Raw genomic sequence first — 26,780 nt, forward strand, 5'->3', positions numbered from 1 at the left:
AAACTTGCCACGCCTTTAGGCCGAAGAAATCCGCTACAAATAGGGCGATCCGAGCCAAAGAACCTTCTCAAGCAGCCGGACAGCGAAAGGTCGCGCACGCAGCCCCTGCAACGTAACCGGCGACGCCGATTTGATGGCCTCGTCGATATGCTCGTCAATCTCGTTGGCAAAGCCTTCATTCAGCACTTCCAGGTCGACCTCGAAATTCAGCCGCAGCGATCTCGGATCGAGATTGGATGATCCGACATAGGACCAGACCCCGTCGATCGACAGCAGCTTGGAATGGCTGAAGGCCCCGCTCGAGCGCCAGATGCGGCAATAGCTGGTGAGGATCTGGTCGAACTGCGCGGTCATCGCCCGGTCGACCAGGACGAGGTTGTTGACGGAGGGAACGACGATATCAACCTCGACGCCACGTCGTGCGGCGGTCGCCAGTGCGCTGATCAGCTCCCGGTCCGGGAGGAAATAGGGCGACATGATGCGGATCGATTTGCGCGCAATGGAGAAGGCACCCATCAGCATCTTGTGGTTCGTCTCGATGCTTCTGTCGGGCCCGGACGCCACGACGCGCATGAAGACGGGATCCCCCGGTTGGCGCTCGGGCATCGCGGTTCGCCATGCTTCCCCTTGCAGGATCTCGCCCGTGGTGAAGCGCCAGTCTTCGGCAGCAACGTTGAAGAGGTCGGCAACAACCGGCCCGGTAACACTGAAATGGGTGTCGCGCGCAAAGCCCTCCCCTGCTATTTCGCGGGTAAAACCTGCCCGGATGTTCATGCCCCCGGTCAGCGCGATGCGGCCATCGACGATGAGGATCTTGCGGTGGGTGCGCAGGTTCGCATAGGGCAAACGCAACCCCATGATAACGTTGCCGTTGAAGACCGAGACCGTGACGCCGCCATCTGCAAGATATCCGAGTATGCTCGGCACCGAATAGCGGGCGCCGACCGCATCGATCAGCACGCGCACCTCGACGCCCCGCTTGACTGCAGCAATAAGGGAATCGCCGATCCTCAATCCGATCGGGTCGCGGTCAAAGATGTAGGTCTCAAGCAGAACACTGCGGGCCGCACTGTCGATTGCCGCCTTCATCGCACCATAGCAGTCGTCGCCGGTTTCCAGCATGTCGATCGTGTTGCCGGTTGCGAGCGGAACGCGGGCGACGCGGTCGCCGAGTGTCTGGAGGGCAGCGAAACGCCGGCCAAAGCCGCTGATGACGATATCCGTGTCGGCGTCGAAGCTTTCAAGCTCATCGAGGTCTGCGTCGGGGATCAGCGCATCGCGCCGAAGGCTGAGCGAGGCGCGCCGGATTCGATTGATACCGGCGATCGCATAGAGCACAGCACCGACGATCGGTGAGAGGATGATCACCCCGACCCAGCCGATTGCGGCGCGGACCTCTTCCTTTGTCATGGCCGCGTGGATTGCTGCCGCGGCGCCCATGGCGAGCGAAACAACGAATAGAATATGCGGCCAGTAGGTCGATATGAGATAAAACATTGAGTTGAACTATAAACACAAAGCTGCAGTGTTCAATTGCGCACTCATGGGCATGAAGCGTGCGGTCTCGCCGGCGCAAAACCTGTCGTCGGCAAGCACAAAGCACGCACTGCCTAGCAGCCGAATGCTGCGATGCGGGATTTATTTTTGCAGTGTGTCAAAAATTGCTTGAAACCGCACGATTACTCTGGAACTCTGAGGCCAGTATCGCGTTAGACCACGGGCCTCACTGACTGGAGATCGGCGATGACAGAAACTCGCGAAGAGTGGATCAGGAAGCGTGCCTATGCGCTTTGGGAAGAGGAAGGGCGTCCAACGGGACGAGATTTCAAACATTGGGAACAGGCCCGTGCCGAACGCCAAGCGCTCGAAGGGTCTGCTGCATCCCCGGATGGCAAGGAAGTGAAGACGCGCAAACGCACCGCCTCTGCTTCCAACGCAAATGGCGCCATAAAGGGCTCCGCCCCCAGAAAGACAGCTGGCCGCAAATCGGCCTGATCGCTTGCTTCCATTTCTGCGACGGGCATCACCATGACGCCCTTCGTCACATGATTGCATTGCTTCTGCCCTATTGATTTCCAATGGGAACGAAAGGTGCGTCACGGGAAGAATAAGCATGACTGCGGATGACGCCGACCTCGCGGAAAAAATGCTGCGGCGACAATCCGCGCTGGAACCAAAATCGAATTTGGAAGTTGATAGATTCGTCGTAGCGGATTGCTGCCTCCGCATCGCGCCTTGAGGGTAAAATGACCGCTCTTGTCATTGCCGCGTTAGCCTATCTGGCCCTCGCCCTGATCCTAGTCTATGCGATCGACAATCTCGTTGCACTGTTCTTTCCGGATGCGCATTCTGCCATGTCGGTGCATTTTCCCGCCTTTGAGAAGATGATGGCGTTGTCGCGCAAATATTATCGCAAGTAAGCGACCTCGTCGGCGCACTTTCCTTCAGCTTCTGCCCCTTTGGGTTTGCGAGAACGTTGGAACTTTTCGAGCGTCAGTTGGTTGCCCTTTGCTCTGTCAGAAAAGGAGCCAGACATGCCAAGAGGCGACAAATCCGCTTACACGGACAAGCAGAAAAGAAAAGCCGAACATATCGAGGAAGGCTACGAAGACCGCGGCGTTTCCACCAAGGAGGCCGAACGGCGGGCCTGGGCGACGGTCAACAAGGAGAGTGGTGGCGGCAACAAGTCCGGCTCCGGTCGTGGCAAGCAAGATACCCACGAGGCATCGGAAAAGGGTGGGCGCAAGGGCGCCGCCGCCTCCGCAGCGCGTTCTGCAGCAGAGCGCTCGGCTTCGGCCAAGAAAGCAGCAGCGACGCGCAAACGCAACGCGCAGCACGCGCATCACTGATCTCCAGCAAGCCACCAGGAGGGGCCTCATGGCATATGAACTGTACTATTGGGATGGCATTCAAGGTCGCGGCGAGTTTGTCCGCCTGGCCCTGGAAGAAGCCCAGGCGGACTATGTCGATGTCGCCAGGCAATCCGGGCCCGCGATGGGAACCGGAGCGATGCTGGACCTGATGAGGAGCAAGCGCCAGCCCCACATTCCCTTTGCGCCGCCGTTTCTGAAGGACGGCGAGTTCATCGTCTCGCATGTCGCCAATATTCTCTCCTATCTTGGCCCAAAACTTGGCCTCTCGCCGGAAGATGAGAAACTGCGCTGCGTCGCCAACGGACTGCAACTGACCATCACGGACCTGGTGGCGGAGGTGCACGATACGCACCACCCGATTGCGACCTCCCTTTACTATGAGGATCAGAAGGAGGCGGCGAAAGCCCGCTCCGCCGCCTTTATCAGCGAGCGCATTCCAAAGTTCCTCGGCTACTTCGAGCAGGTGCTGCAACAGAACCCTCGAGGGCCGCACCATATCGTTGGCGATGCTCTCAGCTATGTCGACTTGTCGCTGTTTCAGGTCATCGAGGGCTTGCGATATGCCTTTCCAAAAGCGATGAATGCCTGTGCGGCCGACTATCCGGGGCTGATCGCGTTGCACGATGCCGTCGCCAGGCGCCCGAACATTACCGCCTACCTACAGTCGGACCGCCGGCTTGCCTTCAACGAGGACGGAATTTTTCGGCACTATCCGGAGCTTGATCTCGTGCCATAGCGGATATGGCATTGCCCCGGGTTGAGGGAGGCTGATAAGCTCCCTGCAACTCGCCCCAAACCATCCCGTCACATTCCCGGAGGCTATCGCTGCCATGGCAAATCTTGCTCAATTGCTTGCATCCATCAAAATCCCGGACCTCGCCGGCAAGGCGGTGCTGATCACCGGCGCCTCGACCGGTATCGGTGCAGCGCTCGCCCGCGCCTTTGCCGCGCAGGACATGAAGGTTGGCATTCATTACAATGCGAGCCGGGAGCCCGCCGAAGCGCTTGCCGACGAAATCAGGGCATCCGGCGCAACCGTGCATCTCGTTCACGGCGACGTGTCGAAGGAGGGCGAGACGGAGCGTGTCGTCGAAGAGACGGCCAGAACCTTCGGGCATCTCGACGGGCTGGTAAACAATGCCGGCGGCATGCTCGGCCGCAAGCCAACCGCCGAATATACCGACGAGCACTACATGAAGGTCATGGATCTGAATGCCCGCTCGGTTCTCGCTGCAACGCGCGCTGCCCATCCATGGCTGAAGAAGCAGGGCGGCTTCATCATCAACACGACCTCGATCGCCGCCCGCAACGGTGGCGGCAATGGTGCCGTGCTCTATGCGGCATCGAAGGGTTTCGTCTCGACGATCACGCGCGGCCATGCCAAGGAGTTCGTTCCCGACCGCATTCGGGTCAACGCGGTGGCGCCGGGCGTCATCGCCACGCCGTTCCATGAGCGCTACACCAACGACGAACAGATGGAGCTCCAACGCAAATCCATTCCGATGGGTTTCGTCGGCACACCGGAGGATTGCGTCGGCGCCTATCTCTTCCTGGCATCGCCGACGCTTTCCGGCTACATCACCGGCCAGATCATCGAGGTCAATGGCGGCCAGCTGATGCCCTAAGCGTGGGCTTGCACAAAGAAAAACGGCGCGGACGATCTCCACGCCGTTTTCGTTCTGCGATGAAAATCAGACGCGCTCGAGCGCGATGGCAATCCCCTGCCCGACGCCGATGCACATGGTCGACAGCGAGTAGCGCCCACTGGCTTCCCGCAGTTCCATTGCAGCCGTCCCGGTGATGCGCGCGCCGGACATGCCGAGCGGATGGCCAAGCGCGATGGCGCCGCCGTTGCGGTTCACACGGCCGTCATCGTCGGCTACGCCGAGTTCGCGCAGAACCGCCAGACCCTGCGAGGCGAATGCCTCGTTAAGTTCGATGACGTCGAACTGATCCTGCGTCATGCCAAGCCGTGCCATCAGTTTGCGCGATGCCGGGACCGGGCCGATACCCATGATGCGCGGCGGCACGCCGGCAGCCGCTCCGCCGAGAATGCGGGCGATCGGTGTCAGTCCATACTTTCTGGCAGCAGCTTCGCTGGCAATGATCAGGGCGGCAGCGCCGTCATTTACACCGGAGGCATTGCCTGCCGTCACTGTCCCGCCCTCCTTCTTGAAGGGTGTGGCAAGCTTGGCAAGCGCTTCCATTGTCGTCGCGCGCGGATGCTCATCCTTCTCCACGACGACAGGATCGCCCTTGCGCTGGGGGATGGTGACGGAGGTGATTTCCTTTGCCAGCCGGCCATTGGCCTGCGCGGCCGCGGCCCTTGCCTGGCTTCGAACCGCAAAGGCGTCCTGATCCTGGCGCGAGACCTTGTAGTCCTCGGCGACGTTCTCGCCGGTCTCCGGCATGGAATCGACGCCGTATTGCTTCTTCATCAAAGGATTGATGAAACGCCAGCCGATCGTCGTGTCGTAGATCTCGGCGCGGCGGGAGAATGCCGTCTCCGCCTTCGGCATGACAAAGGGTGCGCGCGACATGCTTTCGACGCCGCCTGCAATCATCAGTTCGGCTTCGCCTGCCCTGATGGCGCGGGCAGCAGCGATGATGGCGTCCATGCCAGAACCGCAGAGGCGATTGATGGTCGTACCTGGCACCGAGACCGGCAGGCCCGCCAGCAGCGAGGACATGCGAGCGACATTGCGGTTGTCTTCGCCGGCCTGGTTGGCGCAACCGAAGATCACATCGTCAACCGCTTCCCAGTCGACATTGCCGTTGCGCTCAATCAGCGCCCTCAACGGCACGGCGCCGAGATCGTCAGCGCGAACCGCTGACAGCGAACCGCCGAAGCGCCCGATCGGGGTGCGGATATAGTCACAGATATAGGCTTCGGTCATCAGGCTTCTCCCTTAGAGTTCCGGGACGACGAGATCGGCAACCGGACCGTCGATGTAGAGGGGCGCGCCGGTCATCGCCTGCAATTCCTCGACCGTCATGGCGGCAAGCTTCTCGCGCAACACGAAACGGCCTTCCACAATGTCGATCACGGCATGGCTCGTATAGACGCGGGTGATGCAACCGACGCCGGTCAGCGGGAAGGTACATTTGTCGACAAGCTTCGGCTCGCCGTTCTTGGTGACGTGCTCGGTAATGACGCAGACCTGCTTGGCGCCGTGCACGAGATCCATGGCGCCACCGACCGCCGGCACGCCCTTGGCGCCGACCCTCCAGTTGGCGAGATCGCCATTCTGCGCCACCTGGTAGGCGCCGAGGATCGCGACGTCGAGATGACCGCCGCGAACCATGGCGAAGCTGTCGGCATGGTGGAAGAAGGCCGAGCCGGGCTTCAACGTCACCGGCCGCTTGCCGGCATTGATGAGATCCCAGTCCTCCTCTCCGGCGGGCGGTGCCTCGCCGAAATCGAGGATGCCGTTTTCCGTATGGAAAATCGCCTGGCGGCCTGGCGGCTGATAGCGTGCCACCATTTCCGGAAAGCCGATGCCGAGGTTCACATAGGCACCGTCGGCAATGTCCTGGGCTGCGCGCCATGCGATGCTGGCATTGGAAAGCTTGATGTCTTCGCGGGTGTTGATGATGCTGATATCGACGGTCATTGATAGACCACTCCGGCTCGAACGAGCTCTTCTTCCTGGGCGGGATTGGCGACCTCGACGACGCGGTCGACGAAGATGCCGGGGGTGACGACATGCTCGGGGTCGATGCCGCCGGCGGGAACGATGCTGGAAACCTGGGCGATGGTCTTGCCCGCCGCCATGCACATCAGCGGATTGAAGTTGCGCGCCGCCTTGTTGTAGGTGAGGTTTCCGTGGGTGTCGCCAAGATGGGCCTTGACGATGGCGAAATCCGCCTTCAGCCAGCGTTCCTGCACATAATGCCGGCCGTCGAATTCAGCGATGACTTTGCCCTCGGCAAGTTCGGTGCCGTAACCCGTCGGCGTGTAGAAGGCCGGGATGCCGGCGCCGCCAGCGCGGATGCGCTCGGCAAGCGTTCCCTGCGGCACCAGCTCCAGCTCGATCTCTCCCGCAAGATACCTGTCCGTGAAGGCGCGCGGGTCGGACGAGCGCGGAAAGGAGCAGATCATCTTCCTCACCATGCCGGCGTCGATCATCGCGGCAATCCCGATGCGGCCGTTGCCGGCATTGTTATTGATCACCGTGAGGTTCCTCGGCCGCTTGTCAATCAGGGCGTGGATCAGCTCGATCGGTGCGCCCGACCCGCCGAAGCCGCCAATCATCACGGTCGCTCCGTCTCCGATTTCGGAAACGGCCTCAGCCGTGCTCCCGATAGTCTTGTCCATGCTGGATCACTCCTTGCCGGCGAGATGCTCCTCTGCGCCCTTCACCGATGGATAAAACGCGCAGGCAGGGCGGGCAAGGCATTTTGTGCGGTATTTGACATTTGTTCGTATATCGCACAAAACAATGCGGCCACAGTATTCTGACCGGGATCCAGCAGTAAGCCCGCGAGCAAAGGAGGAACCATGCGCGAAACTGATTTTGTCAGCGGCTTTGCCAGAGGACTGAAGGTCATCGAGGCGTTCGAGGAGACCCGCCAGCGGCTTTCGATCGCCGACGCCGCGAAGCTGACCGGCCTCGACCGTGCCACGGTGCGCAGGTCGCTCCTGACGCTGGCCGAACTCGGCTATGCCGAATATGACGGCAAGTTTTTCGCCCTGACGCCCAAGATCCTGCGGCTCGGGCACTCCTATCTCTCGGCAACGCCCCTGCCCGTCCTCATCCAGCCGCATCTCGATCAATTGTCGGAAAAAGCCGGGCAGAGCGCATCCGCCTCCGTGCTCGATGGCACGGAGATCGTCTATATCGCCCGCGCTTCGCAGCGGCGTGTCATGTCGATCAACCTGACGCCGGGCAGCCGCCTTCCCGCCTTCTGTGCCTCGATGGGTCGCGTCCTGCTGTCAGCGCTGCCGGAGGCCGAGGCAAGGGCAGTCCTTGCCCGCACCAACCTCAAGCAAAATACGCCAAACACCAAGACCGACGTCGAGGACCTGATGGCGGAGTTTCGGCGTGTGCGCGATCAGGGTTACGCCGTGATCGACCAGGAACTGGAAATCGGCCTCTGCTCCATTGCAGTTCCGGTCGAGAACGATCGCGGGCAGACGGTGGCGGCAATCAATATCGGCGCACCGGCCGCACATGCACCAGCCGCGGAAATGCCGGCTCGCTACCTGCCGCTCCTCCGAGAGACACAGAAGGCGCTCCGCCTCGTGCTGCGCTAGACACTAAGCTTCGCACGCTCCGCCATGCGCCATGATCGAGGCGTCTGGCCAGCCTGTTTGAGGAAGAAGCGCGAGAAATAGGCGGGGTCTGAAAACCCGAGCCTGTAGGCGATCTCCTGGACGCTGCCAAAGGTGAAGACCAACTCGCGTTTTGCCTCATCGAGGAGCTTTCGGGCAATCAACTCATGCGCACCGTAACCGCTCGTGGCGCGCACGATCCGGTTCAGGTGGGTCGGCGAGATGCCGAGCGCCCTGGCATAGAAAGCTGCCGGCTGGTGCGATTTGAAATGCCGCTGGATCAGGCCGTGCAGCAGCTCCATGCGACGTTCATTCTCGTCGGCGGCCGCCTCGTCGTCCTGTCTTTCAGAGGAGAGACGCGCGGTCAGCAACAATGCCGACGTCAGGTAGGACTCGAGCAGGTCGTTGCGCCCGCTTTTGCGCTGCGCGAATTCGCGTCCGAGCCGCTGCAGGCAGGCAGCCACGTAGCGCGCCTCCTCATCGTTCATGTCAAGCCTCGTCAGATGCGGCGATGCCATCCACTCGCCGAGGCGGCTGCGGTCGCCGGGGATGGCCTTCAGATGCGAGCTCAACACCGTGATGACGAAGCCGTCGATGTCCCTGGAGAAACGAAAACCGTGATCGAGGCCGGGGGGAACGGTAATGACCGACTGACCTTCGATCGGGTGCCAGGCGCCTGAGAACATTGCCTCGCCGGAGCCGCTATCGATGTACAATATCTGAAAGAAACTATCGTGGCGATGCGGCCGGATCTCGAAATGATGCAGGCTGCTGCGGGTTGGAATTGTTTCGCAGTGCAGCCAAAACTCCGGCTTTTTGCCGGTATTCTCGCCGTAGAGCTCGTAGGTCGGCACAATCCTTACCATTCCTGCCTCCATCACCCGATGTTCGCTTTGTGCAATTTCATGATGGATTTGTCCATTGTTGATGGCGCCCTGCCCGGTCAAGATTTGACAAAAGACAAGTGCGGGAGGACACCATGCGCACCAAGGTAGCCATCATTGGCTCCGGCCCTTCAGGGCTTTTGCTTGGCCAGTTGCTGACGGAAGCCGGCATCGACAACGTCATCCTGGACCGCGTTGGCAAGGATTATATCCTTGGCCGCGTACGTGCCGGCGTGCTGGAGGAAGGAACCGTTGGACTTATCGATGAGGCAAAGGCTGGCGCGCGCATGCATGCCGAAGGTCTTTCRCATGACGGCTTTTCCCTTGCCTTCGACGGGCGTGACCATCGCATCGACCTGTTCGGTCTGACCGGCGGCAAGCGCGTCATGATCTACGGGCAAACGGAAGTCACCCGCGACCTGATGGAGCGACGCGAGGCCAGCGGCGCGCTGACGATCTACGAGGCAGCGAATGTCAAGCCGCACGATTTCGATGGATCAGCCCCTTACGTCGCCTACGAAAAAGATGGTGCCACGCGCCGCATCGACTGTGATTTCATCGCCGGCTGCGACGGTTTCCATGGCGCCAGCCGCAAGGCGGTTCCCGAAAAGTCGCTGCGCACATTCGAGAAGATCTACCCCTTCGGCTGGCTTGGAATTCTGGCCGAGGTCGCTCCCGTCAACCATGAGCTGATCTATGCCAACCACCCGCGGGGATTTGCGCTCTGTTCCATGCGCTCGGAGCATCGCAGCCGCTACTACATCCAGTGTCCACTCGATGAAAAGGTCGAGGATTGGAGCGATGACCGCTTCTTTGACGAACTTCGCCGCCGCCTGCCTGCCCATCATGCCGATGCGCTTGTGACCGCGCCTTCCTTCGAGAAGTCGATCGCACCGCTTCGCTCCTTCGTTGCCGAGCCGATGCGCTTTGGCCGCATGTTCCTTGTCGGCGACGCCGCCCATATTGTTCCGCCGACCGGTGCGAAAGGCCTCAATCTCGCCGCGAGCGACGTGCATTATCTGTTCTCGGGCCTGATCGAACACTACCAGGATCGTTCGAACGCAGGCATCGACACCTATTCCCAAAAGGCACTCGCCCGCGTTTGGAAGGCGGTCCGTTTCTCCTGGTGGATGACAACGATGATGCACCGGTTCCCCGATACCGGTGATTTCGACCAAAAGATTCAGGAAGCCGAACTCGACTATCTGACGCATTCACGCGCAGCTTCGACCGCGCTTGCGGAAAACTACGTCGGCCTTCCCTACTAGTTTCCCTTCCGCCATCCACGGAAGGGTGCACGGAGAGCGGCGGTGGTTCATGCGTCCCACCGCTGCTCGCCCATCGATCGAGACCCCTGTCGGCTGGCAGGCTTGCTGGCGTCAGACCTTGCGGAATTCGAGTTCGTAGACGACTTCCTCGCCGTTCTTTGGATCGACACCAGGCGCGCCGCTGATGACAAGCCTGTTGCCGTCGATGGAGAATGGCCGGATCAGGTCGCTGACGCCCCAGGCCGGATTCCAGCTCGCATCGACATGGTGCACCACACGTCCATTCTCGAAGGTATAGGTTCCTGCATAGGCGAGCATTGAATCGAACAGCGCGACCTTTTCGGCGTCCGTCGGCACTTCGCCCTTGAGTGCCGGTCGCTCGCGGCTGACGACCACAGCCATTACCCGGCCATCCGGATGATAGGAAAGATATCCGACGGGGTCGGGCCCCATCGCATTCGTAACCACCCCGGTCGCGACAGCACGGCGCGTCCAGGATACCATTCTCCATGTTCCATGTAATGCGGCTGCACTTCCCATAATGTGGCTCCCACGCGCAGTTGCACGAGCTGGACGATACCACGCAGGCCGTATCTACAACAGGGTCGCTAGGTCTTGGTGGCAACCTCCATCGCCGCCTCCCGCAATGTCTGCATGAGGATCGAAAGCGGCAGCGAGGGGATGGCGTCCGTGCGCATTGTCAGGCCAACCGGTCCTTTTGTTTCGCTGGTGTTAATCGGCAAGACTTCCAGAAGGCCGTCGGCGATATCGGTTGCGACCACACCTGTGGAAATGATCCAGATGGCGTTGCTCGACCGCACGAAGGCGCGGCCGAAGGAGTCAGACACCGTTTCGATCTGGTTCGGCAGACTGGCGACGCCATTGGCAATCAGGAAGCTTTCCACGAAGGGGCGAATGATCGAGGCGCGCGTCGGCATCAGCACGGTATATTCACCGAGCTTCGCAAACAGCGACTGGCGCGATTTCAGCAGCGGATGGCCGGCACGAACGGCAAAGACGACCTGTTCGGAGTAAAGATGCTCGAAGGAAAAGCCGGCCATCTTCTCCGCGCCGGCAAGCCGCCCGACGACGAGATCGAGGTCGCCGACGCGCAGCTGCTCCAAGAGCACCGCATTCTCTCCCGTCACGATCTTGATGCGGCTCCAGGTGTTTTCCTTGAGGAAAAGCTCCATGGCACGCGGCATGATCCGCGTCGAAACCGTCGGCAAGGCGCCGATGCGGATCGGCGGCGCCTCGCCGAAACGCTCCTGGGATACCGAATCAAGGCCCTGGCGCAAGGCCGTGAGCGCTGCTCCCGCATGGCGGAGAAAGACGTCGCCATAGCGGGTAATCTTGATGCCGCGCCCGTCGCGCTCGAAGACCGCAACGCCAAGCACCTCCTCCAGTTCGCGGATCGTCTTGGTCACCGCGGGCTGGCTGACATTGAGCAGTTCGGCTGCCTTCATCACGCTTTTCTGGCGCGCGACCTCGACAAATGTCTGTAGATGACGAAACTTCACCCGACTGTCGATCATGGGTTTCATAACTCCGGAGTTATCGAAATGCCACGAAATATCATTTTACCTAACCAGACTAAACATCCAATTTGATCCAGGGTCTGTGTCGGACCCTCTCGTCAAGTCGAGTGCGACTTGCATGGGGACCGGCACGGAGAGGAGATTTGCCGTGCAGTTTGCCCATATCAATGACATCGCGATCCACTACCAGCTGATCAGCGGCTCCGCTGACAAGCCGGTCATCGTCTTTGCAAATTCGCTTGGCACCGATTTTCGCATCTGGCGCGACGTGATCGTGCGACTGGCCGGGGATTACGCGATCATTGTCTACGACAAGCGGGGCCACGGGCTTTCCGATGTCGGCCAGGTTCCCTATTCGATCGACGATCATGCTTCCGATCTTGCCGGGCTGCTCGATCTTCTCGCGGTCAAGCAGGCCTTCATCTGCGGTCTTTCCGTGGGCGGGCTGATTGCTCAGGCGCTCTACAAGGCGCGGCCCGACATGGTGCAGGGACTGATCCTGTGCGATACGGCGCACAAGATCGGCACCACCGAAAGCTGGAATGCACGGATTGCAACCGTCGCCAGCAAGGGTATTGCGAGCATTGTCGACGGCGTCATGAAGCTCTGGTTCACGCCGGCTTTCCGGCGACCGGAGAACACGGCCTATCACGGTTACAGCAACATGCTCGTGCGCCAGCCGGTGGAAGGCTACCTTGCCACCTGCGAGGCAATCCGCGATGCCGACTACACGGACGCCGCCACCAGGATCAGCGTTCCGACGATCTGCATTGTCGGTGATCAGGACGGCTCGACGCCGCCCGATCTGGTCAAGTCGACGGCCAGGCTCATTCCCAACGCCCGCTTCGAGATCATACGCGATGCGGGCCATATCCCTTGCGTCGAGCAGCCGGAAGCGCTGACGGCAATCATTCGCGCATTCATCGATTTCGCATTGCATGGAGAAAAGAGCCCATGAGTGAACTCCACCAGCCGTCGAAGCGCTTCGAGCAGGGTATGGCGACGCGCCGTGCCGTGCTGGGCGATGCCCATGTCGATCGCGCCGAATCAAGCTCGACCCCCTTTGACAAGCCGTTCCAGGACCTGATCACGGAAGCGGCCTGGGGACATGTCTGGTCGCGCCCGACACTGACGCGCCGCGAGCGGTCGATCGTGACGATCGCGCTTCTGGCAGCACTTGGCCAGGACGACGAGGTGGCGATGCATGTCCGCGCCACCGCCAATACCGGCGCCTCGCGCGATGATATTTGCGAAGCGTTGCTGCACGTGGCGATCTATGCCGGCGTTCCCGCCGCCAATCACGCCATCAAGATCGCCAAGCATGTTTTCGAACAGATGGACGCCGGCAAGGCGGCCTGAAAGGCATAGGATGTCCGATCTTCCCAACCGCAAGCCAGAAACCGGCGCCTTCTTCGCGCGAGACCGCGAATGGCATGCGCCTGCCTTCACCCCAGGCTACAAGACCTCGGTCCTGCGTTCGCCGCAGCGGGCGCTGTTGTCGCTCGACGGAACGATTTCGGAAATCACAGGGCCGGTCTTCGGCCACTCCGTCATCGGTGAGCTCGACAACGATCTGATCCATAACTTCGCCAGGCCGGGCGAAAGTGCCATCGGCGAGCGCATTATCGTCCACGGCCGTGTGCTCGACGAACGTGCACGCCCGGTACCCGGTGCCCTTGTCGAGTTCTGGCAGGCCAATGCCGGCGGGCGCTATCGGCACAAGAAGGAAACCTATCTCGCCGCCATCGATCCGAACTTCGGCGGATGCGGGCGCTGCATCACCGATGAGCATGGTCAGTATGCGTTTCGCACGGTTCGCCCGGGAGCCTATCCCTGGCCCAACGGCGTCAACGACTGGCGCCCGGCCCATATCCACTTCTCGATCTTCGGCCATGGCTTTTCCCAGCGTCTGATCACGCAGATGTATTTCGAGGGTGATCCGATGATCTGGAAGTGTCCGATCGTCGGCACGATCCCCGACAAACGCGCCATCGAGCAATTGATTGCGCCGCTCGACTGGGGCAACACGATTCCGATGGATGCGCGCGCCTACAAGTTCGACATCGTTTTGCGCGGCCGCCGCTCGACGATGTTCGAAAACCGCATGGAGGGGAACTGATGGTTCAGGAACTCGGCTATCTCAAGGAAACGCCCTCGCAGACGGCAGGCCCCTATGTCCATATCGGCCTGACCCCGAACTTCTGTGACATCAAGGGCGTCTATGAAAATGACCTCGGAACGGTGATGGTCAACGACAAGACGCTTGGCGAGCGCATCACGGTAACAGGCCGCGTTTTTGACGGTGCCGGTGCCCTGGTGCGCGATGCAGTCATCGAAATCTGGCAGGCCGACGGCGCCGGCCTCTACAATAGCCCGTCCGAGATGCGTGGCACGGCAGATCCGAACTTTACCGGCTGGGGCCGTTGCCCTACACGCGCCGAAGACGGCGTTTTCACCTTCGACACCGTCAAGCCGGGCCGCGTTCCCTTCAAGGACGGCCGCAAGATGGCGCCACACATCACCTTCTGGATCGTCGCACGCGGCATCAACATCGGCCTGCATACGCGCATGTATTTTCCAGAGGAGGCCGAGGCCAACAAGGCCGACCCGCTACTTGTGCGCATCGAGCACCGGGAGCGCGTCGACACGCTGATCGCCCAGCGTGACGGATCGACCTATACTTTCGACATCCGGCTGCAGGGCGACCGGGAGACCGTGTTCCTCGATATCTGACCGCAGGGACTTGCGTTAAGGCCATTGCAGGCGCAGTTGTCGGTCGCAGCAAGAAAGACACCGATGACCATCTCAGCCTTTGATCACCCGTTTCTGTCTGGCCTGCTCGGCGACGAGGAAACGGCTTCGTATTTCTCCGCGGCGGCGGATATTCGCGCCATGCTCGGGTTCGAAGCAGCACTCGCCAGGGCCGAGGCCGTTCACGGTCTGATTTCGCATGAAGCGGCACGCCATATCGGCACGGTCTGCGCAACGTTTGAACCGAATGTCCTCAATCTGAGAACGGCCACGGCCCGCGACGGGGTTGTGGTTGCCGATCTTGTCAAACAGCTGCGCGAGGCAGTCGGGGAGCCGTATTTTGATTGCGTTCACCTCGGCGCCACGAGCCAGGATGTCATCGATACCAGCCTGATGGTTCGCCTGAAGGCAATCGCGTTCCTGTTTTCAAACCGGTTCACGAAGCTTGCCAAGGTGTTCGACAGTCTCGACGCGCAGTTCGGGAAAAGCGCCTTGATGGGGCGGACCCGCATGCAGGCTGCGATCGCGATCACAGTCTCTGATCGCCTTCGCGCCTGGCGCGCACCGCTTGCCGGTTATCGGGACCGGCTGACCGAACAGAACTTTCCCCTGCAGTTCGGCGGGGCAGCCGGTACTCTCGACAAGCTTCAGGATCTTGCCCCAGCCGTGCGCTCAGCCCTGGCCCAGGAGCTCGGCCTCTCAGACACGCCGCAATGGCAAAGCCAACGCGGGTTCATCGCGGATTTCGCCAATCTGCTGTCGCTCATCAGTGGCAGCCTTGGCAAATTCGGGCAGGATGTCGCGCTTCTGGCGCAGGCGGGCGATGAGATCGAGCTGTCCGGGGGTGGCGGTTCGTCCGCAATGGCGCACAAGCAAAACCCGGTCGCAGCCGAAACGCTCGTTGCTCTGGCGCGCTTCAATGCGACCCAACTCTCCGGCATGCATCAGTCACTGGTGCACGAACAGGAGCGATCGGGCGCGGCGTGGACGCTGGAATGGCTCATTCTGCCGCAAATGGTTATGGCGAGTGCCACTTCGCTTCGCCTGGCGCTTGAACTGGCCGGCAATATCATGCGAATTGGCCACAAATCATAACCCTCGGGGTATGATTTGTGCCGTTTATTTCATTTTACATTACCGTTTTGAATGAGACACTATCGCCAAGGCTTTAGCTGTGAACTAAAGCGGCGTAGGAGTGCGCCATCGTCAATGGGAGGATTTATGAAACGGTTTGTCCTGGCCGCCGTTGCGGCAGTCGTCATGAGCACAKCGGCCTATGCCGATACCGTCAAGGTCGGCGTCGTCGGGCCGTTCTCTGGTCCGTTCGCCCTGCAGGGCAAGAACTTCAAAGCCGGTATCGATGCCTACATGGCGATCAACGGCAACAAGGTCGGCGACAACACCGTCGAAGTGATCTATCGCGATCTGCCCGCGGCCGATCCGGCGCAGTCGAAGGCGCTGGCGCAGGAGCTGGTCGTCAAGGAAAAGGTCCAGTACCTCGCGGGATTCTATTTCACGCCTGACGCGATGGCCGTGACGCCGATCCTGAAGCAGGCCAATACGCCGCTCGTCATCATGAACGCGGCCACATCGGCAATCGTCACCAAGAGCCCGCTGGTGGTGCGCACCTCGTTTACCACGTGGCAGACCTCGACGCCGATCGCCAAGGTTGCCCATGACGCCGGCGTCAGCAAGGTCATCTCCGTTGTCAGCGACTACGGTCCGGGCGTTGACGCCGAGAATGCCTTCAAGGCGGCCTTCGAGAAGGAAGGCGGTCAGGTCGTCGAGGCGATACGCATGCCGCTCTCGACCAACGACTTCAGCCCGATCATGCAGCGCATCAAGGATTCCGGCGCGCAGGGCGTTTTCGCCTTCCTGCCATCCGGTCCGACGACGCTCGGCTTCGTCAAGGCCTACAATGAAAACGGCCTCAAGGCTGCCGGTATCAAGTTCTTTGCGCCAGGTGACCTGACGCAGGAATCCGATCTTCCGGCACTTGGCGATGCTGCTCTCGGCATCCAGACAACCTTCCATTATGCCGTCTCGCATGATTCGCCGGAGAACAAGGCGTTTGTCGAGGCTGCAGCCAAGGCAATCGGCAGCAAGGCAGAACTGTCCTTCCCCGCCGTCGGTGCCTATGACGGCATGAACGTCATCTACAAGATGATCGAGGCGACCGGCGGCAAGCAGGATGCAGCCAAGGCAGTCGAGGCAGTCAAGGGCCTGACATGGGTCAGCCCGCGCGGTCCGGTCTCGATCGATCCGGAAAGCCGCCATATCACGCAGAACATCTACCTGCGCGAAGTCACCAAGGCCGATGATGGCACCTATTACAACAAGGAAGTCCAGACGTTCGAAAAGCAGGGCGACCCTGGCCTTGCGGCTGCGAAGTAACGACCTCTGACATCTGTAGCGGACCGGGATGCTTGCGGCGCCGAGCGCGCTCGAAGCACCGCAATGCCGGCCCGCTCCAACAGCATCGGGATAGCCTCATGCAAACAGTCTTCAGCATAGCCGTCGATGCGCTTGCCTATGGCATGGTGCTATTCGTCATCTCGATCGGTTTGTCGGTAACCATGGGACTGATGCGCGTCGTCAATCTCGCCCACGGCGCCTTCGCCATGATCGGCGGTTACATCGCGTCCTATGCCGCGCGCGATCTCGGGCTTGGCTACGGTGTTGCGGTGATTGCCGCTGTCGTTGGGACCGTCATCATCGCAATTCCTGTCGAACGCTTTCTCTACAGGCGGATTTATGGGGCGCCAGAGCTGACGCAGGTGCTGATGACGATCGGCATTACCTTCTGCATCATCGGCATTGCCAACTACGTGTTTGGTCCAACCCTGAAGACGATCCCGCTGCCATCGGGACTTCAGGGCTCGGCGGACCTTGGCTTCCGAACCATCCCTGTCCACCGCCTGTTTGCTATCCTGTGCGGTCTCGCAGTCGCGGGCGGACTTTGGTATGCGATCGAAAGGACCAGCTTTGGCGTGAAGCTGCGCGCCTCCGTCGACAATGCGTCGATGGCGGCAGCACTCGGGGTGCGCACCGAGATCATCTATGCGCTAAGCTTTGCCGTTGCCGTTGGCCTTGCCGCGTTCGGCGGGGTTGTCGGCGCCGAACTGCTGCCGGTCGAACCCTACTACGCGCTGCGCTATATGGTGACCTTCCTCGTGGTCGTTTCGGTCGGCGGAGCCGGATCCATCCCAGGCGCATTGATCGCCTGCCTCGTGCTCGGCGGCATCGATACGACAGGACGCTACCTGATGCCGGAATTCGGCGAATTCTTCTTCTACCTCGCGGTCATTGCGATCATCTGCATCTTCCCGCGCGGTCTTGCGGGAAGGACGAAATAGAATGGCTGCCGTCATGAACACCGAAGCAGGCGTTTCCGCCTCCGCCCGCCTCCATCGATCGCTCGGCCGTGATGCGGCAGGCGCTGCGGCGATCCTGGTCGTTGCCGTCATCGGCTACTTCCTGTTTCCGGATAATCTTGCGCTGCTTACCCGCATCGTCGCCGTCGCCCTGCTTGTTCTCTCGCTTGATCTTGTCACGGGCTATTGCGGCGTCGCGACGCTTGGACACGCGGCCCTCTTCGGTTCGGGCGCCTATGCCGCGGGTATTCTCTCGGCGCATTATGGCATCAATGATCCGCTGCTGATGACCCTTGCGGGCATCGCTGGCGGCGCTGTCGCGGGACTGATCAGCGGTATCATTATCCTGCGTGGCCATGGCCTGCCGCAGCTCGTCCTGTCGATCGCGCTCATCCATCTCTTCCACGAGTTCGCCAACAAGGCGTCCAGCTGGACCGGTGGGAGTGACGGGCTGTCGGGGATCTCTGCCGACCCTATCCTCGGATATTTCGAATTCGATCTTTATGGCCACACCGCCTACGTCTTTGCGATTGTCGTGCTGCTCATCGTCTTTGTGCTTCTGCGTCTCATCGTGCGCTCGCCCTTCGGCATGTTGTGCCGTGGCATAAAAGAGGATCCGTTGCGCATTAAGGCCATGGGGGCCTCGCCAAAGGCTGCCCTGATGAAGATGTATGTGATCTCGGGTGCTGTCGCCGGCGTCGGTGGGGCACTTAACGCCATCACCACACAGGTCGTTGGCCTCGACAGTCTCTCCTTCACCCTGTCGGCGGAGTCGCTGGTCATGCTCGTTGTTGGTGGCACGGGCTCACTGTTCGGCGGGCTTTCCGGCACGGTGATCTTCATGCTCTTCGAGGACTATGTCTCAGCGGCAAACCCATTCCACTGGCTGACGATGGTTGGCGCGCTTTTGATCGCCGTCGTCCTGTTCGCACCGAAGGGGCTCTACGGCTCCGCCGCAGCCTTCTTTAACCGCAGGAAGGAGGCGGGACAATGAACGCCGTCTTCGAAGTTGCCAACCTGAAGAAATCCTTCGGCGGCCTTGCCGTGACAAACGATGTCTCGCTGTCGATGGCGCCGGGCGATCGCGTGGCGCTAATCGGACCGAATGGTGCTGGCAAAACGACCTTCGTCAATCTTGTGACCGGCAACTTGCAGCCCGATTCCGGCGATGTCCGGCTTGCGGGCGAGACTGTCACCAAAGTTGGTGCCAATGGCCGTGTCAAGCGCGGCCTGGTGCGGTCCTTCCAGGTTACCCGGCTCTTCCTCGAGATGACGTCGGCCGAGCATGTCGCCCTTGCCATCCTCCAGCGTCAAGGACGCACGGGGCGCATGTTCGGGAATTTTCTTGCCATGCCCGATGTGATGGATGAAGTCAGCGAGCTGCTCAGTACGCTGGGGATCGCCCACCTCATGCATCGCAAGGTGAATGAGATTGCGTACGGCCAGCAGCGGCTCCTGGAAATCGCCGTTGCGATGGCCCTGCGGCCAAAGGTGCTCCTGCTTGACGAGCCGGCCGCCGGCGTTCCCCAGAGTGACACCGGTCGCATCGAGCAGGCGCTCGCCGACCTGCCCGCCGATCTCGCTGTCTTGATGATCGAGCACGACATGGATCTTGTTTTCCGTTTCGCCAAGCGCGTTGTCGTTCTCGCGGCTGGCACGATCATCTTCGATGGATCGCCCGCCGACGTGACCAAGGATGCCCGCGTTCGCGAGGCCTATCTCGGGAGCTATGCCAATGCCAGCCACGCCGCTTGAGGTCGAAAACCTGTCCGCCGGCTACGGGCCGACACGTGTTCTCGAAGGCATCTCATTCTCCGTTCCATCAGGCGCGCGCCTTGCCGTTCTAGGCCGCAACGGAATGGGCAAGACCACCCTGCTTGCGACGCTCGCCGGGCAGACCAAACGCTACGACGGCACGATCCGGATCGGTGGTGCCGACGTGACGGCCATGCCAAGTGCGTCACGCGCGCGCAAGGGACTGGGCTATGTTCCGCAGGCGCGCTGCATCTTTCCGACATTGACGGTGGAGGAGAACCTCTTCGTCGGCCTCAAGGGCCGGCCGAAGAGTGCGCTTGAGGAAGCCTATGGCATGTTCCCGCGCCTGAAGGAGCGACGCCGCAATCTTGGCAACCAGCTTTCGGGCGGCGAACAGCAGATGCTGTCGACGGCACGCACGATCCTTGGTCGTCCGTCGGTGCTTCTGCTTGACGAGCCGCTGGAGGGCCTGGCACCCGTCATCTGCGAGGAGCTCATGGCTGCGTTCGCCGAGCTCGCGAGGACCGGCGACATGACGATCCTGCTGGTTGAACAGCGCATCCAGAGCGCGCTTGATTTTGCCGACCATGTGATCGTGCTGGAGCGCGGGCGCCTCGCCTGGGCCGGGACGCCAAAGGCGCTGTCGGACGATCACGCGGCTGTCGAGCGCTTGCTTGGCGTTGGCGGTCTGCATTAGGCGGAGAACCAGGGGCACGATCGTCGTCCTGCCCCGTGGCCAAACCGCCCGCGGCGCTCTCATACTATTGACGGAGAAGCATTCAATTGTATTCCGGCCGTCGAGAAACCATCTAATAGACAAGAAAAGTGGGCCATGCCGTCTCCTTTCTGGCCAGGCGTCATCGTCCGTTTACGGAAAACAAACCATAAGCAGTTGCGTTCTGGCGTGAAAACCGATTGCTTAGAAATATCTACCATTCTGCTCGCAGCTGGTAGAAACGGCACGAAGGATACGGGTCGCCGACAAAACTCAACGCTTCGCTTGTTCGTCAAAGTATGATTACCATGGCGTAGAGAGGTCGGCCCATTTTGAAGACGCGATGAGTAAAGATCTGTTTCAGGTAAAGTTTTGGGGCGTTCGCGGCAGCATCCCGGTCTCGGGCCCCGAATTCGATCGCTATGGCGGCAACACCTCGTGTATCGAAATCCGCTGCGGTGAACACCGGATGATCTTCGACGCCGGATCAGGCGTGCGCGAAGCCGGGCTTGCCATGCTCAACGAGGATGTCAGGGATGTCGACCTGTTCTTCAGCCACTGCCATTACGACCACATCATCGGCCTGCCCTTCTTCAAGGCCATTTACTATCCGACGATCGACCTGACGATCTGGTCGGGCCATCTCGACGGCAAGATGAGCACGCGCGAGATGATCGAGCAGTTCATCAGCCCGCCGTGGTTCCCGGTCAAAACCGACATCTGCCAGGCGACGATGAGTTTCCGCGACTTTCACGCCGGCAAGACGCTGGAGCCGCGGCCCGGCGTCAAGATCAAGACTTTCATGCTGAACCATCCGGGCGGTGCGATCGGCTACCGCATTGAATGGCAGGGGCGCTCCGTCGCCCTGATCTACGATATCGAGCATATTCCCGGCGTTTACGATCCGGTTGCCCTTGAAATGATGAAGGATGTCGATCTCGCCGTCTATGATTGCACCTACAACGAAGACGAGATGCAGCGCTTCAAGGGCTTCGGCCATTCCACCTGGCAGCATGGGATCGAACTGGCCAAGATGGCGGGTACCAGGCAGTTTGCCTTGTTCCACCATGCTCCATCGCGAACCGACACGCAGCTCGAGCAGATGGAACAGGAGGCCCAGGCCGCATTTCCAGGAGCTTTCGCCGCAAGGGACAATCAGGTCCTCGAAATCTAGTCCAGCAGATCGCGCGCCGACATCCAGGCGGCGCCCGGATGTTTCCCGGTCTCCTGGAAGAGGCGGGTCAGGAATTTCCACTCCGACGGGCCGTGCACCAGATGGTGGGTGAGAATGCCAACCGGCTCATCGTCCCTGGAAAAGCGTGCCTTCAACTCTGCAACCAATTCCGCGACCAGATCGGCATGCGGGCGGTTCCCACGCTGTCCGCGCTGGTTGACGACGTCGACATGCGTGTTCAACAGGCGGATCGGGCTATCAGCCGTGGACCTGCCGAATATCGACAGCACATCAAAACCCTGAGCTCCAAGCAGCGGGATGAGCTCGGCGCCAATCCTGTTCCAGGGCGGCACGAGCATTGGAACGAGCCTGAAGCCGTAAAGGCCTTGAAGGCTGACAAGGCCATCGCGCAATTCGCCGAGCACGAGGTCGGCCGGCCGATGGCGGCCAAGCTCCTGTTTCTTTTCCTCCGGGCCGGCATGGTTTGCATGTGACCAGCCGTGAACGGCGACAAGGATATGGTTTTCTTGTAAGAGGCGCGTTGGCAGTGCCTCGCCAGTCGAGGCTGGAATGACGGCGATGGTCAGCGGGACGGAAGCTTGACCTGTGAGGGCGAGCAGGCTCTCGAGTGCGTCGGTCGGCTCGATCGCGTCGTCGTCGCGCAACCAGAGCCGTGCCCTTCGACCTGCCTGCTCCCAGCGGTCGAGTTCCCGTCGGAGGGGCAGCCAGATCTGATCGTCGCTCATGCTTCTCGTCTCACGTAAGTCCGCAAAATGGTGTCGAGGGCCTTCGCCGCGACCTTGAGCGAACGTTCTTCCAGAACGAATTGGCGCGCGCTTGCACCCATTGTCGAGCGCCTGCCGGGATCGTCGAGCAAAGCCGCGATTGCTGCGGCAAAGCCAGGCAGATCGCCGTCGGCCGTCAGATAGCCGGTCGTGCCGTCGATGACCACCTCCGGGACACCCGCCGTCCTCTGGGCGACCACCGGTAACCCGGCTGCCTGCGCCTCCAGATAGGCAAGCCCATAGGCTTCCCCGCAACCCGGCCACACATAGATGCCGGAGCGGCTGAGTTCAGCAGCGATTTGTCCGCCATTCAGCTCTCCGAGCCATTCAATACGGCCCGGTTCGAAGGCGCCAAACAATTGCTCCACGTCGGCCCGCATCGCCCCATCACCGGCGATCGCCAGTGTCCAGGCACGATCGCCAAGCAGCCTCAGAGCCTTGGCCAGCATCGTGTAGCTCTTGATCTTGTCGCCGCTGCGCATCATCGCGACGGCGATCAGACGTTGTGGCTTTGCCTGATGCAAGGCGGTCTCGAAAAACGCAGTGTCGATGAAGGGCTTGAGTACGGCCAACGAGCCGGTCGGCAGGACTTCTGCCAGCCCCGCCCTGTCGCGTTCCGTAAGAGCGATGTTGACGGCCGCGTTACGGGCTCCGTCCACAACCAGTTTCTGCAGCGGTGCCCAATCGGTGGCGTCCCGCTTTGCCGAATAGGATGCCTCGGCCGTGACGTAGGGAATGGCAAACTCCCGGCAGAGCGTCGGTCCGAAGAAATCGGGTGACTTGTAGTAGGGATGGTAACAGAACCAGAGATCCGGGCGCAGCCCGCCTGACCAGTCCTTGCGGAGACTTTGCAGTTCCGCTTGTGCCACCGGCCATAGCCCGGCGGCATCCTCGGCGGTCGCAGCAAAACTGCGAAACTCCGAGACGACCTCGACGGAATGTCCGGCCAGCTCCAGAGCCTGCATGATGAGCCGCGCCATCAGACGGTCACCTGACGGAACGGGATGGTTCGGGGACTTCAACGGTGCATAGAATGCAACCCGCATCAAAGCGCCTCCGTGGACACGCACTGTTTACAATCGATGTCTGGGCTTGCCACGAGAAATTCCGCTATTGTCGGCTTCCTTAGATTTTGCTGATAGCATGTGAAAGGCGATCACAATCAGAGACGGTGGCTATTCCACCTCAATTCCGTCCTCTCTATTGTATTTGTCATTTGGTATTCAAGAACGGGAATGAATGGCGACGGTCGCTGCCACCAGTATTTTTTCAGAGCGGACGATCAGAAGAGCTCGGCTTGGTTCCGGCCTCGTCATGTTTCTTTTTGTCCTGCTGCATCTGTCCAACCATGCGCTGGGTCTGATCTCCGTCCCGGTTGCCGACGATGGGCGGACGCTTTTCCTGGCGATCTGGCGCAACCCTGTCGCAACCGTCGTCTTCTACGGCGCCGTCCTCGTTCACATCACGCTGGTGCTGAGGGCGGTCTACAGGCGCCGTAGCCTTGTCATGCCGGCGGGCGAGATGACCCAGATCGTGTTCGGGATCGCGATCCCGCTGCTATTGATCGACCATGTCATCGGCACGCGGATCGCCCATACGCTGTTTCACTACCGGGACGACTACGAGACGATCGTTCGGTTGCTGTGGATTACCTCTCCTGGCAACGGATGGCGCCAGATCATCGCACTGCTTGCCGTCTGGATCCATGGCTGTATCGGCCTGCATTTCTGGCTTCGCTACCGGCCTTGGTACGACACCATCGCCGCCATGCTTCTCGCGGTCGCGATCCTCTTGCCGGTGCTTGGCATACTCGGCTTCATTGAAATGGGAAGGACGATCGCGGAGCCGGCCTATGAGGGCATGGTCAACACCGACCGCTATCTCGAGAATCTCAACACGCGCTATTACTCGAACCCTGAGGCTCAACGCCAGCTTACCATGATCCGCGCCGGCCTCTACGGCTCGTTTTCGGGCGCGCTTTTGATCGTCGTCGGCGCGCGGACATGGCGACGGTGGAGGGAGCGGGTCAATCAGATCACAGTGCGCTATCCGGGTGGCGAGGCGATCAGCGTGCCGCGCGGCTTTACGGTTCTGGAGGCAAGCCGGCTCGGTGGTTTGCCGCACTATTCCGTCTGCGGCGGCAAGGGCCAATGCTCGACCTGCCGCGTCCAGATCCTTGGCCGATACGAGGATCTGCCGCCGCCCGACAAGCTTGAGCAAACGACGCTGAAGAGGATCAAGGCAGCACCCGATGTGCGGCTTGCCTGCCAGCTGCGGCCAAATCATGATGTAACCGTCGCACCACTGCTCGTCGCGGCGCCAGAGGCGACATTGCCGCCAAACGCACAGGAAACCAGCCCCGGACGCGAGCGTGAGATCACGGTTCTCTTCTGCGACATTCGCCACTTCACGTCACTGACGGAAATGCGCCTGCCCTTCGATATCGTATTTTTGCTCAACCGCTATTTCGCCCTGGTTGGAAACGCCGTTGAAAAGGCAGGCGGCCGTGTCGACAAGTTCATCGGTGATGGCGCCATGGCGCTCTTCGGCATCGGCAGCGCGCCTGAAGAGGCATGTCGCCAGGCGCTTGCCGCGGCAGCGGCCATCGTTCGCGACATCGAAAGGCTCGGCGTCGAGCTTTCGGACGAACTATCCATGCCGCTTCATATCGCCATCGGCATTCACACGGGCCCCGCTGTCGTCGGAACGCTTGGCTATGGCCGGGTGCGCAGCCTCACCGCGATCGGCGACACCGTCAACGTTGCAAGCAGGCTGGAGACCGCAGCCAAGGAATTCGATGCAGCCATCGTCATTTCCGACGCGGTCGCAAGCCTTTCCGGGGCCGACACGGTGGGTGTGGAAAGCCGTGAAATCAACGTGCGCGGTCGCGCATTGCCCTTGAAAGTCTATGTGATTCCGAGCGACAAGGCCGCTGAACTGATCGAAGGAAAAGATGCATGAGGAGCCGCGGCTGGCTCAACACCAAATTCTGGCAGAAACGGCTGCGAAAGGCGCGCAACGCTGTCGCAAAAAGGTTCTTCAATACTCGCACCGGCAGGCGGTTGCTGATCGAGAGCATCGGGCCGCGCGTCGTGTCGATGACGGTCGATGCTGGTGATCATCTGATGACCTTCTCGCCGTCCGACTACATTGGGCGCAAGGTCTTTCGAAAGGGGCACTTCGAGCGCGAGCATGTGGACCGCCTGATTGCGGTGCTGCGTGAGCGCGGGCTCATGCACGGGCGCCATCTTCTGGAGATTGGCGGCAACATCGGGACGCAGACCGTCTATTTCGCACTGAGCGGCGCCTATGATCACATCGTCAGCATCGAGCCCGATCCGCGCAACTTCCCCCTGCTGCAGACCAATATCCGCCAGAACAGGCTCGATCAAATGGTGACGCTGGTCAACTGTGCCGCCGGGGCGACGGCTGGCGAGATCGACTTCTTCATGAATGCCGACAATCACGGCAAGAGCAGCGCGTACCGGAAAAGTGCCAGCGACCAGAAAACGAGCGTCCCGGTCAGACCGGTGACTGAGATCCTCGATGAGCTCTCCATCGATCCCCTCGATATCGGCCTCGTCTGGATGGATATCGAGGGCTATGAGCCTGTCGCCTGCGCCTCGATGGCACCGCTCCTGTCGCGCCGCGTGCCGCTCTACATGGAATTCACGCCGCTCTTTTACGGACCGGAACAGACCCGCGATTTCATCAGGACGCTCGCCGGCTACTACGAGGATTGCCTGGTCTTCTTCGAGGAGGAAGAACAGGAGATGAAGGTCGTCAACCTGCCGGGCAGCATCGAACAGTACGACGTTTTGTTTCTTCCCTGATTATTTCCGCCGATAGAGATAGTAACGGCCTTCCTTGACCCCCGCCGGTAGCTCGAGCGGTTCCAGTTCCGGGCGATCCAGCGGCAGACCGCTGACCGCGATGCCATTCTTGGCAAGCACGCCTGCCATGAGTTGCGGCAGCCAGGTCAATGTGACAGCATCGATATCGTCATGCCCGGTGCCGATATCGGCATGGGCGAGTGCCGCTCCGATCCCGACGAAGGCCTGGCCGGATTCGCGGATATCGCCGGTCACCATATTCTCCGCCGGGGGTGTCGAAGACGAATAGGAGCGAACGTCGCGGTCGAAGGCAATGATGCGACGATCCGGAAAATGCTCGCGCAGATGATCATAGGTGCGGCCATTGCCAAGGCCGAATTCCAGAACCGGCCCCTCGGTGCCGTTCACGAGCTCGACGATCGCATTCAATATGTCGCGCTGAGCCGTCAATCGGCGGATGAAGCTGTCCAGGCGGCTCATCTATGTTCTTGTCCATTCAATCGTTTTTCGAAAGCGGTGCTAGCACATGAAACTGTATGAAGTCGATTGCCGTAG

Annotated in this window: 30 protein-coding genes; 20 read left to right on the plus strand and 10 right to left on the minus strand. The window is 60.7% G+C overall.

Annotated features, from left to right (window positions below; all coding sequences use genetic code 11):
* Nucleotides 1-33: 33 nt before the first annotated feature.
* On the minus strand, nt 34-1,497 hold the full coding sequence (locus AC1DE4_RS06250) for a phospholipase D-like domain-containing protein (RefSeq protein ID WP_062368451.1): 1,464 nt from the start codon (nt 1,495-1,497) through the stop codon (nt 34-36).
* Between the two features lie 246 nt (nt 1,498-1,743).
* Here AC1DE4_RS06250 and AC1DE4_RS06255 point away from each other — a divergent pair, with 246 nt between their 5' ends.
* From AC1DE4_RS06255 to AC1DE4_RS06275, 5 genes are all read left to right on the plus strand, one after another.
* Nucleotides 1,744-1,995 (plus strand): DUF2934 domain-containing protein, encoded by a 252-nt coding sequence (locus AC1DE4_RS06255; RefSeq protein ID WP_025658280.1) that lies wholly within the window; start codon nt 1,744-1,746, stop codon nt 1,993-1,995.
* Between the two features lie 251 nt (nt 1,996-2,246).
* Complete coding sequence (locus tag AC1DE4_RS06260; RefSeq protein WP_198021124.1) at nt 2,247-2,420, plus strand: hypothetical protein; 174 nt, start codon at nt 2,247-2,249, stop codon at nt 2,418-2,420.
* Between the two features lie 114 nt (nt 2,421-2,534).
* Entirely contained in the window at nt 2,535-2,849 is a 315-nt protein-coding gene (locus AC1DE4_RS06265; RefSeq protein ID WP_025658279.1) for a hypothetical protein, read from the plus strand.
* Nucleotides 2,850-2,877: 28 nt separating this feature from the next.
* The gene (locus AC1DE4_RS06270; RefSeq protein WP_025658278.1) at nt 2,878-3,609 is read left to right on the plus strand and encodes a glutathione S-transferase; all 732 of its coding nucleotides are present in this window, start codon (nt 2,878-2,880) and stop codon (nt 3,607-3,609) included.
* A 94-nt stretch (nt 3,610-3,703) separates the two neighbouring features.
* On the plus strand, nt 3,704-4,498 hold the full coding sequence (locus AC1DE4_RS06275) for an SDR family NAD(P)-dependent oxidoreductase (protein WP_477880515.1): 795 nt from the start codon (nt 3,704-3,706) through the stop codon (nt 4,496-4,498).
* A 66-nt stretch (nt 4,499-4,564) separates the two neighbouring features.
* Here the strand turns inward: AC1DE4_RS06275 and pcaF are convergent, their stop codons facing one another.
* From pcaF to AC1DE4_RS06290, 3 genes are read right to left on the minus strand one after another with little or no spacing between them, the layout of a single operon-like run.
* Complete coding sequence (gene pcaF, locus AC1DE4_RS06280; RefSeq protein WP_025658276.1) at nt 4,565-5,770, minus strand: 3-oxoadipyl-CoA thiolase; 1,206 nt, start codon at nt 5,768-5,770, stop codon at nt 4,565-4,567.
* 12 nt (nt 5,771-5,782) lie between these two features.
* Nucleotides 5,783-6,487: a CoA transferase subunit B gene (locus tag AC1DE4_RS06285; RefSeq protein ID WP_025658275.1), complete on the minus strand. Its 705-nt coding sequence runs from the start codon at nt 6,485-6,487 to the stop codon at nt 5,783-5,785.
* On the minus strand, nt 6,484-7,191 hold the full coding sequence (locus AC1DE4_RS06290; RefSeq protein WP_025658274.1) for a 3-oxoacid CoA-transferase subunit A: 708 nt from the start codon (nt 7,189-7,191) through the stop codon (nt 6,484-6,486). Before AC1DE4_RS06290 ends, AC1DE4_RS06285 begins: the two co-directional genes overlap by 4 nt.
* Nucleotides 7,192-7,374: 183 nt before the next feature.
* Between AC1DE4_RS06290 and AC1DE4_RS06295 the strand changes: the two genes are divergently transcribed.
* The gene (locus AC1DE4_RS06295) at nt 7,375-8,130 is read left to right on the plus strand and encodes an IclR family transcriptional regulator domain-containing protein (RefSeq protein ID WP_025658273.1); all 756 of its coding nucleotides are present in this window, start codon (nt 7,375-7,377) and stop codon (nt 8,128-8,130) included.
* Here the strand turns inward: AC1DE4_RS06295 and AC1DE4_RS06300 are convergent.
* Nucleotides 8,127-9,014 (minus strand): helix-turn-helix domain-containing protein, encoded by an 888-nt coding sequence (locus tag AC1DE4_RS06300; RefSeq protein ID WP_025658272.1) that lies wholly within the window; start codon nt 9,012-9,014, stop codon nt 8,127-8,129. The two genes, AC1DE4_RS06295 and AC1DE4_RS06300, sit on opposite strands and share 4 nt — an antisense overlap.
* A gap of 113 nt (nt 9,015-9,127) precedes the next feature.
* Here AC1DE4_RS06300 and pobA point away from each other — a divergent pair, with 113 nt between their 5' ends.
* Nucleotides 9,128-10,300, plus strand: a complete 1,173-nt coding sequence (pobA, locus tag AC1DE4_RS06305; protein ID WP_477880519.1) for a 4-hydroxybenzoate 3-monooxygenase — start codon at nt 9,128-9,130, stop codon at nt 10,298-10,300.
* 111 nt (nt 10,301-10,411) lie between these two features.
* On the opposite strand, the gene AC1DE4_RS06310 is transcribed toward pobA, so the two are convergent.
* Entirely contained in the window at nt 10,412-10,840 is a 429-nt protein-coding gene (locus AC1DE4_RS06310) for a lipocalin-like domain-containing protein (protein ID WP_025658270.1), read from the minus strand.
* A gap of 68 nt (nt 10,841-10,908) precedes the next feature.
* Nucleotides 10,909-11,835 (minus strand): pca operon transcription factor PcaQ, encoded by a 927-nt coding sequence (pcaQ, locus tag AC1DE4_RS06315; RefSeq protein ID WP_477880522.1) that lies wholly within the window; start codon nt 11,833-11,835, stop codon nt 10,909-10,911.
* A gap of 151 nt (nt 11,836-11,986) precedes the next feature.
* Between pcaQ and pcaD the strand changes: the two genes are divergently transcribed.
* From pcaD to AC1DE4_RS06370, 11 genes are all read left to right on the plus strand, one after another.
* The gene (gene pcaD / locus AC1DE4_RS06320; RefSeq protein ID WP_477880524.1) at nt 11,987-12,796 is read left to right on the plus strand and encodes a 3-oxoadipate enol-lactonase; all 810 of its coding nucleotides are present in this window, start codon (nt 11,987-11,989) and stop codon (nt 12,794-12,796) included.
* The gene (pcaC, locus tag AC1DE4_RS06325) at nt 12,793-13,197 is read left to right on the plus strand and encodes a 4-carboxymuconolactone decarboxylase (protein WP_018856638.1); all 405 of its coding nucleotides are present in this window, start codon (nt 12,793-12,795) and stop codon (nt 13,195-13,197) included. The genes pcaD and pcaC overlap by 4 nt, the downstream gene beginning before the upstream one ends.
* Nucleotides 13,198-13,207: 10 nt before the next feature.
* Entirely contained in the window at nt 13,208-13,957 is a 750-nt protein-coding gene (gene pcaH / locus AC1DE4_RS06330) for a protocatechuate 3,4-dioxygenase subunit beta (protein WP_477880526.1), read from the plus strand.
* Entirely contained in the window at nt 13,957-14,571 is a 615-nt protein-coding gene (gene pcaG, locus AC1DE4_RS06335; protein WP_477880528.1) for a protocatechuate 3,4-dioxygenase subunit alpha, read from the plus strand. Before pcaH ends, pcaG begins: the two co-directional genes overlap by 1 nt.
* A 63-nt stretch (nt 14,572-14,634) precedes the next feature.
* On the plus strand, nt 14,635-15,684 hold the full coding sequence (locus AC1DE4_RS06340) for a 3-carboxy-cis,cis-muconate cycloisomerase (protein ID WP_477880530.1): 1,050 nt from the start codon (nt 14,635-14,637) through the stop codon (nt 15,682-15,684).
* Between the two features lie 126 nt (nt 15,685-15,810).
* Complete coding sequence (locus AC1DE4_RS06345) at nt 15,811-16,983, plus strand: ABC transporter substrate-binding protein (RefSeq protein WP_477880532.1); 1,173 nt, start codon at nt 15,811-15,813, stop codon at nt 16,981-16,983.
* 98 nt (nt 16,984-17,081) lie between these two features.
* Nucleotides 17,082-17,945 (plus strand): branched-chain amino acid ABC transporter permease, encoded by an 864-nt coding sequence (locus AC1DE4_RS06350; protein ID WP_025658265.1) that lies wholly within the window; start codon nt 17,082-17,084, stop codon nt 17,943-17,945.
* A gap of 1 nt (nt 17,946) precedes the next feature.
* Nucleotides 17,947-18,957 (plus strand): branched-chain amino acid ABC transporter permease, encoded by a 1,011-nt coding sequence (locus tag AC1DE4_RS06355; RefSeq protein WP_477880534.1) that lies wholly within the window; start codon nt 17,947-17,949, stop codon nt 18,955-18,957.
* The gene (locus AC1DE4_RS06360; RefSeq protein WP_062368437.1) at nt 18,954-19,718 is read left to right on the plus strand and encodes an ABC transporter ATP-binding protein; all 765 of its coding nucleotides are present in this window, start codon (nt 18,954-18,956) and stop codon (nt 19,716-19,718) included. The genes AC1DE4_RS06355 and AC1DE4_RS06360 overlap by 4 nt, the downstream gene beginning before the upstream one ends.
* A complete protein-coding gene (locus AC1DE4_RS06365) occupies nt 19,699-20,415 on the plus strand; it encodes an ABC transporter ATP-binding protein (RefSeq protein ID WP_477880536.1) in 717 nt (238 codons plus the stop codon). Before AC1DE4_RS06360 ends, AC1DE4_RS06365 begins: the two co-directional genes overlap by 20 nt.
* A gap of 361 nt (nt 20,416-20,776) precedes the next feature.
* Entirely contained in the window at nt 20,777-21,607 is an 831-nt protein-coding gene (locus tag AC1DE4_RS06370) for an MBL fold metallo-hydrolase (RefSeq protein WP_477880538.1), read from the plus strand.
* Here AC1DE4_RS06370 and AC1DE4_RS06375 read toward each other — a convergent pair.
* Together AC1DE4_RS06375 and AC1DE4_RS06380 are read right to left on the minus strand one after the other, a co-directional pair.
* On the minus strand, nt 21,604-22,353 hold the full coding sequence (locus AC1DE4_RS06375) for a polysaccharide deacetylase family protein (protein WP_477880540.1): 750 nt from the start codon (nt 22,351-22,353) through the stop codon (nt 21,604-21,606). The genes AC1DE4_RS06370 and AC1DE4_RS06375 overlap by 4 nt on opposite strands.
* Complete coding sequence (locus AC1DE4_RS06380; protein WP_477880542.1) at nt 22,350-23,438, minus strand: glycosyltransferase family 4 protein; 1,089 nt, start codon at nt 23,436-23,438, stop codon at nt 22,350-22,352. The genes AC1DE4_RS06375 and AC1DE4_RS06380 overlap by 4 nt, the downstream gene beginning before the upstream one ends.
* Before the next feature lie 193 nt (nt 23,439-23,631).
* Between AC1DE4_RS06380 and AC1DE4_RS06385 the strand changes: the two genes are divergently transcribed.
* Together AC1DE4_RS06385 and AC1DE4_RS06390 are read left to right on the plus strand one after the other, a co-directional pair.
* On the plus strand, nt 23,632-25,353 hold the full coding sequence (locus tag AC1DE4_RS06385; protein WP_477880544.1) for an adenylate/guanylate cyclase domain-containing protein: 1,722 nt from the start codon (nt 23,632-23,634) through the stop codon (nt 25,351-25,353).
* On the plus strand, nt 25,350-26,225 hold the full coding sequence (locus AC1DE4_RS06390; RefSeq protein WP_477880546.1) for an FkbM family methyltransferase: 876 nt from the start codon (nt 25,350-25,352) through the stop codon (nt 26,223-26,225). The genes AC1DE4_RS06385 and AC1DE4_RS06390 overlap by 4 nt, the downstream gene beginning before the upstream one ends.
* Here the strand turns inward: AC1DE4_RS06390 and AC1DE4_RS06395 are convergent, their stop codons facing one another.
* Entirely contained in the window at nt 26,226-26,705 is a 480-nt protein-coding gene (locus AC1DE4_RS06395) for a class I SAM-dependent methyltransferase (protein WP_025658256.1), read from the minus strand. It lies immediately after the preceding gene.
* Between the last annotated feature and the right edge of the window lie 75 nt (nt 26,706-26,780).

The sequence above is a fragment of the Rhizobium sp. 10N414 genome (genome assembly GCF_056394785.1).

What these genes read in the sequence shown, in the direction of transcription:
- AC1DE4_RS06250 (WP_062368451.1), bottom strand. Translation starts at nt 1,497, where the DNA reads ATGTTTTATCTCATATCGACCTACTGGCCGCATATTCTATTCGTTGTT.
- AC1DE4_RS06255 (WP_025658280.1), top strand. Translation starts at nt 1,744, where the DNA reads ATGACAGAAACTCGCGAAGAGTGGATCAGGAAGCGTGCCTATGCGCTT.
- AC1DE4_RS06260 (WP_198021124.1), top strand. Translation starts at nt 2,247, where the DNA reads ATGACCGCTCTTGTCATTGCCGCGTTAGCCTATCTGGCCCTCGCCCTG.
- AC1DE4_RS06265 (WP_025658279.1), top strand. Translation starts at nt 2,535, where the DNA reads ATGCCAAGAGGCGACAAATCCGCTTACACGGACAAGCAGAAAAGAAAA.
- AC1DE4_RS06270 (WP_025658278.1), top strand. Translation starts at nt 2,878, where the DNA reads ATGGCATATGAACTGTACTATTGGGATGGCATTCAAGGTCGCGGCGAG.
- AC1DE4_RS06275 (WP_477880515.1), top strand. Translation starts at nt 3,704, where the DNA reads ATGGCAAATCTTGCTCAATTGCTTGCATCCATCAAAATCCCGGACCTC.
- pcaF (WP_025658276.1), bottom strand. Translation starts at nt 5,770, where the DNA reads ATGACCGAAGCCTATATCTGTGACTATATCCGCACCCCGATCGGGCGC.
- AC1DE4_RS06285 (WP_025658275.1), bottom strand. Translation starts at nt 6,487, where the DNA reads ATGACCGTCGATATCAGCATCATCAACACCCGCGAAGACATCAAGCTT.
- AC1DE4_RS06290 (WP_025658274.1), bottom strand. Translation starts at nt 7,191, where the DNA reads ATGGACAAGACTATCGGGAGCACGGCTGAGGCCGTTTCCGAAATCGGA.
- AC1DE4_RS06295 (WP_025658273.1), top strand. Translation starts at nt 7,375, where the DNA reads ATGCGCGAAACTGATTTTGTCAGCGGCTTTGCCAGAGGACTGAAGGTC.
- AC1DE4_RS06300 (WP_025658272.1), bottom strand. Translation starts at nt 9,014, where the DNA reads ATGGTAAGGATTGTGCCGACCTACGAGCTCTACGGCGAGAATACCGGC.
- AC1DE4_RS06310 (WP_025658270.1), bottom strand. Translation starts at nt 10,840, where the DNA reads ATGGGAAGTGCAGCCGCATTACATGGAACATGGAGAATGGTATCCTGG.
- pcaQ (WP_477880522.1), bottom strand. Translation starts at nt 11,835, where the DNA reads ATGATCGACAGTCGGGTGAAGTTTCGTCATCTACAGACATTTGTCGAG.
- pcaC (WP_018856638.1), top strand. Translation starts at nt 12,793, where the DNA reads ATGAGTGAACTCCACCAGCCGTCGAAGCGCTTCGAGCAGGGTATGGCG.
- pcaH (WP_477880526.1), top strand. Translation starts at nt 13,208, where the DNA reads ATGTCCGATCTTCCCAACCGCAAGCCAGAAACCGGCGCCTTCTTCGCG.
- pcaG (WP_477880528.1), top strand. Translation starts at nt 13,957, where the DNA reads ATGGTTCAGGAACTCGGCTATCTCAAGGAAACGCCCTCGCAGACGGCA.
- AC1DE4_RS06340 (WP_477880530.1), top strand. Translation starts at nt 14,635, where the DNA reads ATGACCATCTCAGCCTTTGATCACCCGTTTCTGTCTGGCCTGCTCGGC.
- AC1DE4_RS06350 (WP_025658265.1), top strand. Translation starts at nt 17,082, where the DNA reads ATGCAAACAGTCTTCAGCATAGCCGTCGATGCGCTTGCCTATGGCATG.
- AC1DE4_RS06355 (WP_477880534.1), top strand. Translation starts at nt 17,947, where the DNA reads ATGGCTGCCGTCATGAACACCGAAGCAGGCGTTTCCGCCTCCGCCCGC.
- AC1DE4_RS06360 (WP_062368437.1), top strand. Translation starts at nt 18,954, where the DNA reads ATGAACGCCGTCTTCGAAGTTGCCAACCTGAAGAAATCCTTCGGCGGC.
- AC1DE4_RS06365 (WP_477880536.1), top strand. Translation starts at nt 19,699, where the DNA reads ATGCCAGCCACGCCGCTTGAGGTCGAAAACCTGTCCGCCGGCTACGGG.
- AC1DE4_RS06370 (WP_477880538.1), top strand. Translation starts at nt 20,777, where the DNA reads ATGAGTAAAGATCTGTTTCAGGTAAAGTTTTGGGGCGTTCGCGGCAGC.
- AC1DE4_RS06375 (WP_477880540.1), bottom strand. Translation starts at nt 22,353, where the DNA reads ATGAGCGACGATCAGATCTGGCTGCCCCTCCGACGGGAACTCGACCGC.
- AC1DE4_RS06380 (WP_477880542.1), bottom strand. Translation starts at nt 23,438, where the DNA reads ATGCGGGTTGCATTCTATGCACCGTTGAAGTCCCCGAACCATCCCGTT.
- AC1DE4_RS06385 (WP_477880544.1), top strand. Translation starts at nt 23,632, where the DNA reads ATGGCGACGGTCGCTGCCACCAGTATTTTTTCAGAGCGGACGATCAGA.
- AC1DE4_RS06390 (WP_477880546.1), top strand. Translation starts at nt 25,350, where the DNA reads ATGAGGAGCCGCGGCTGGCTCAACACCAAATTCTGGCAGAAACGGCTG.
- AC1DE4_RS06395 (WP_025658256.1), bottom strand. Translation starts at nt 26,705, where the DNA reads ATGAGCCGCCTGGACAGCTTCATCCGCCGATTGACGGCTCAGCGCGAC.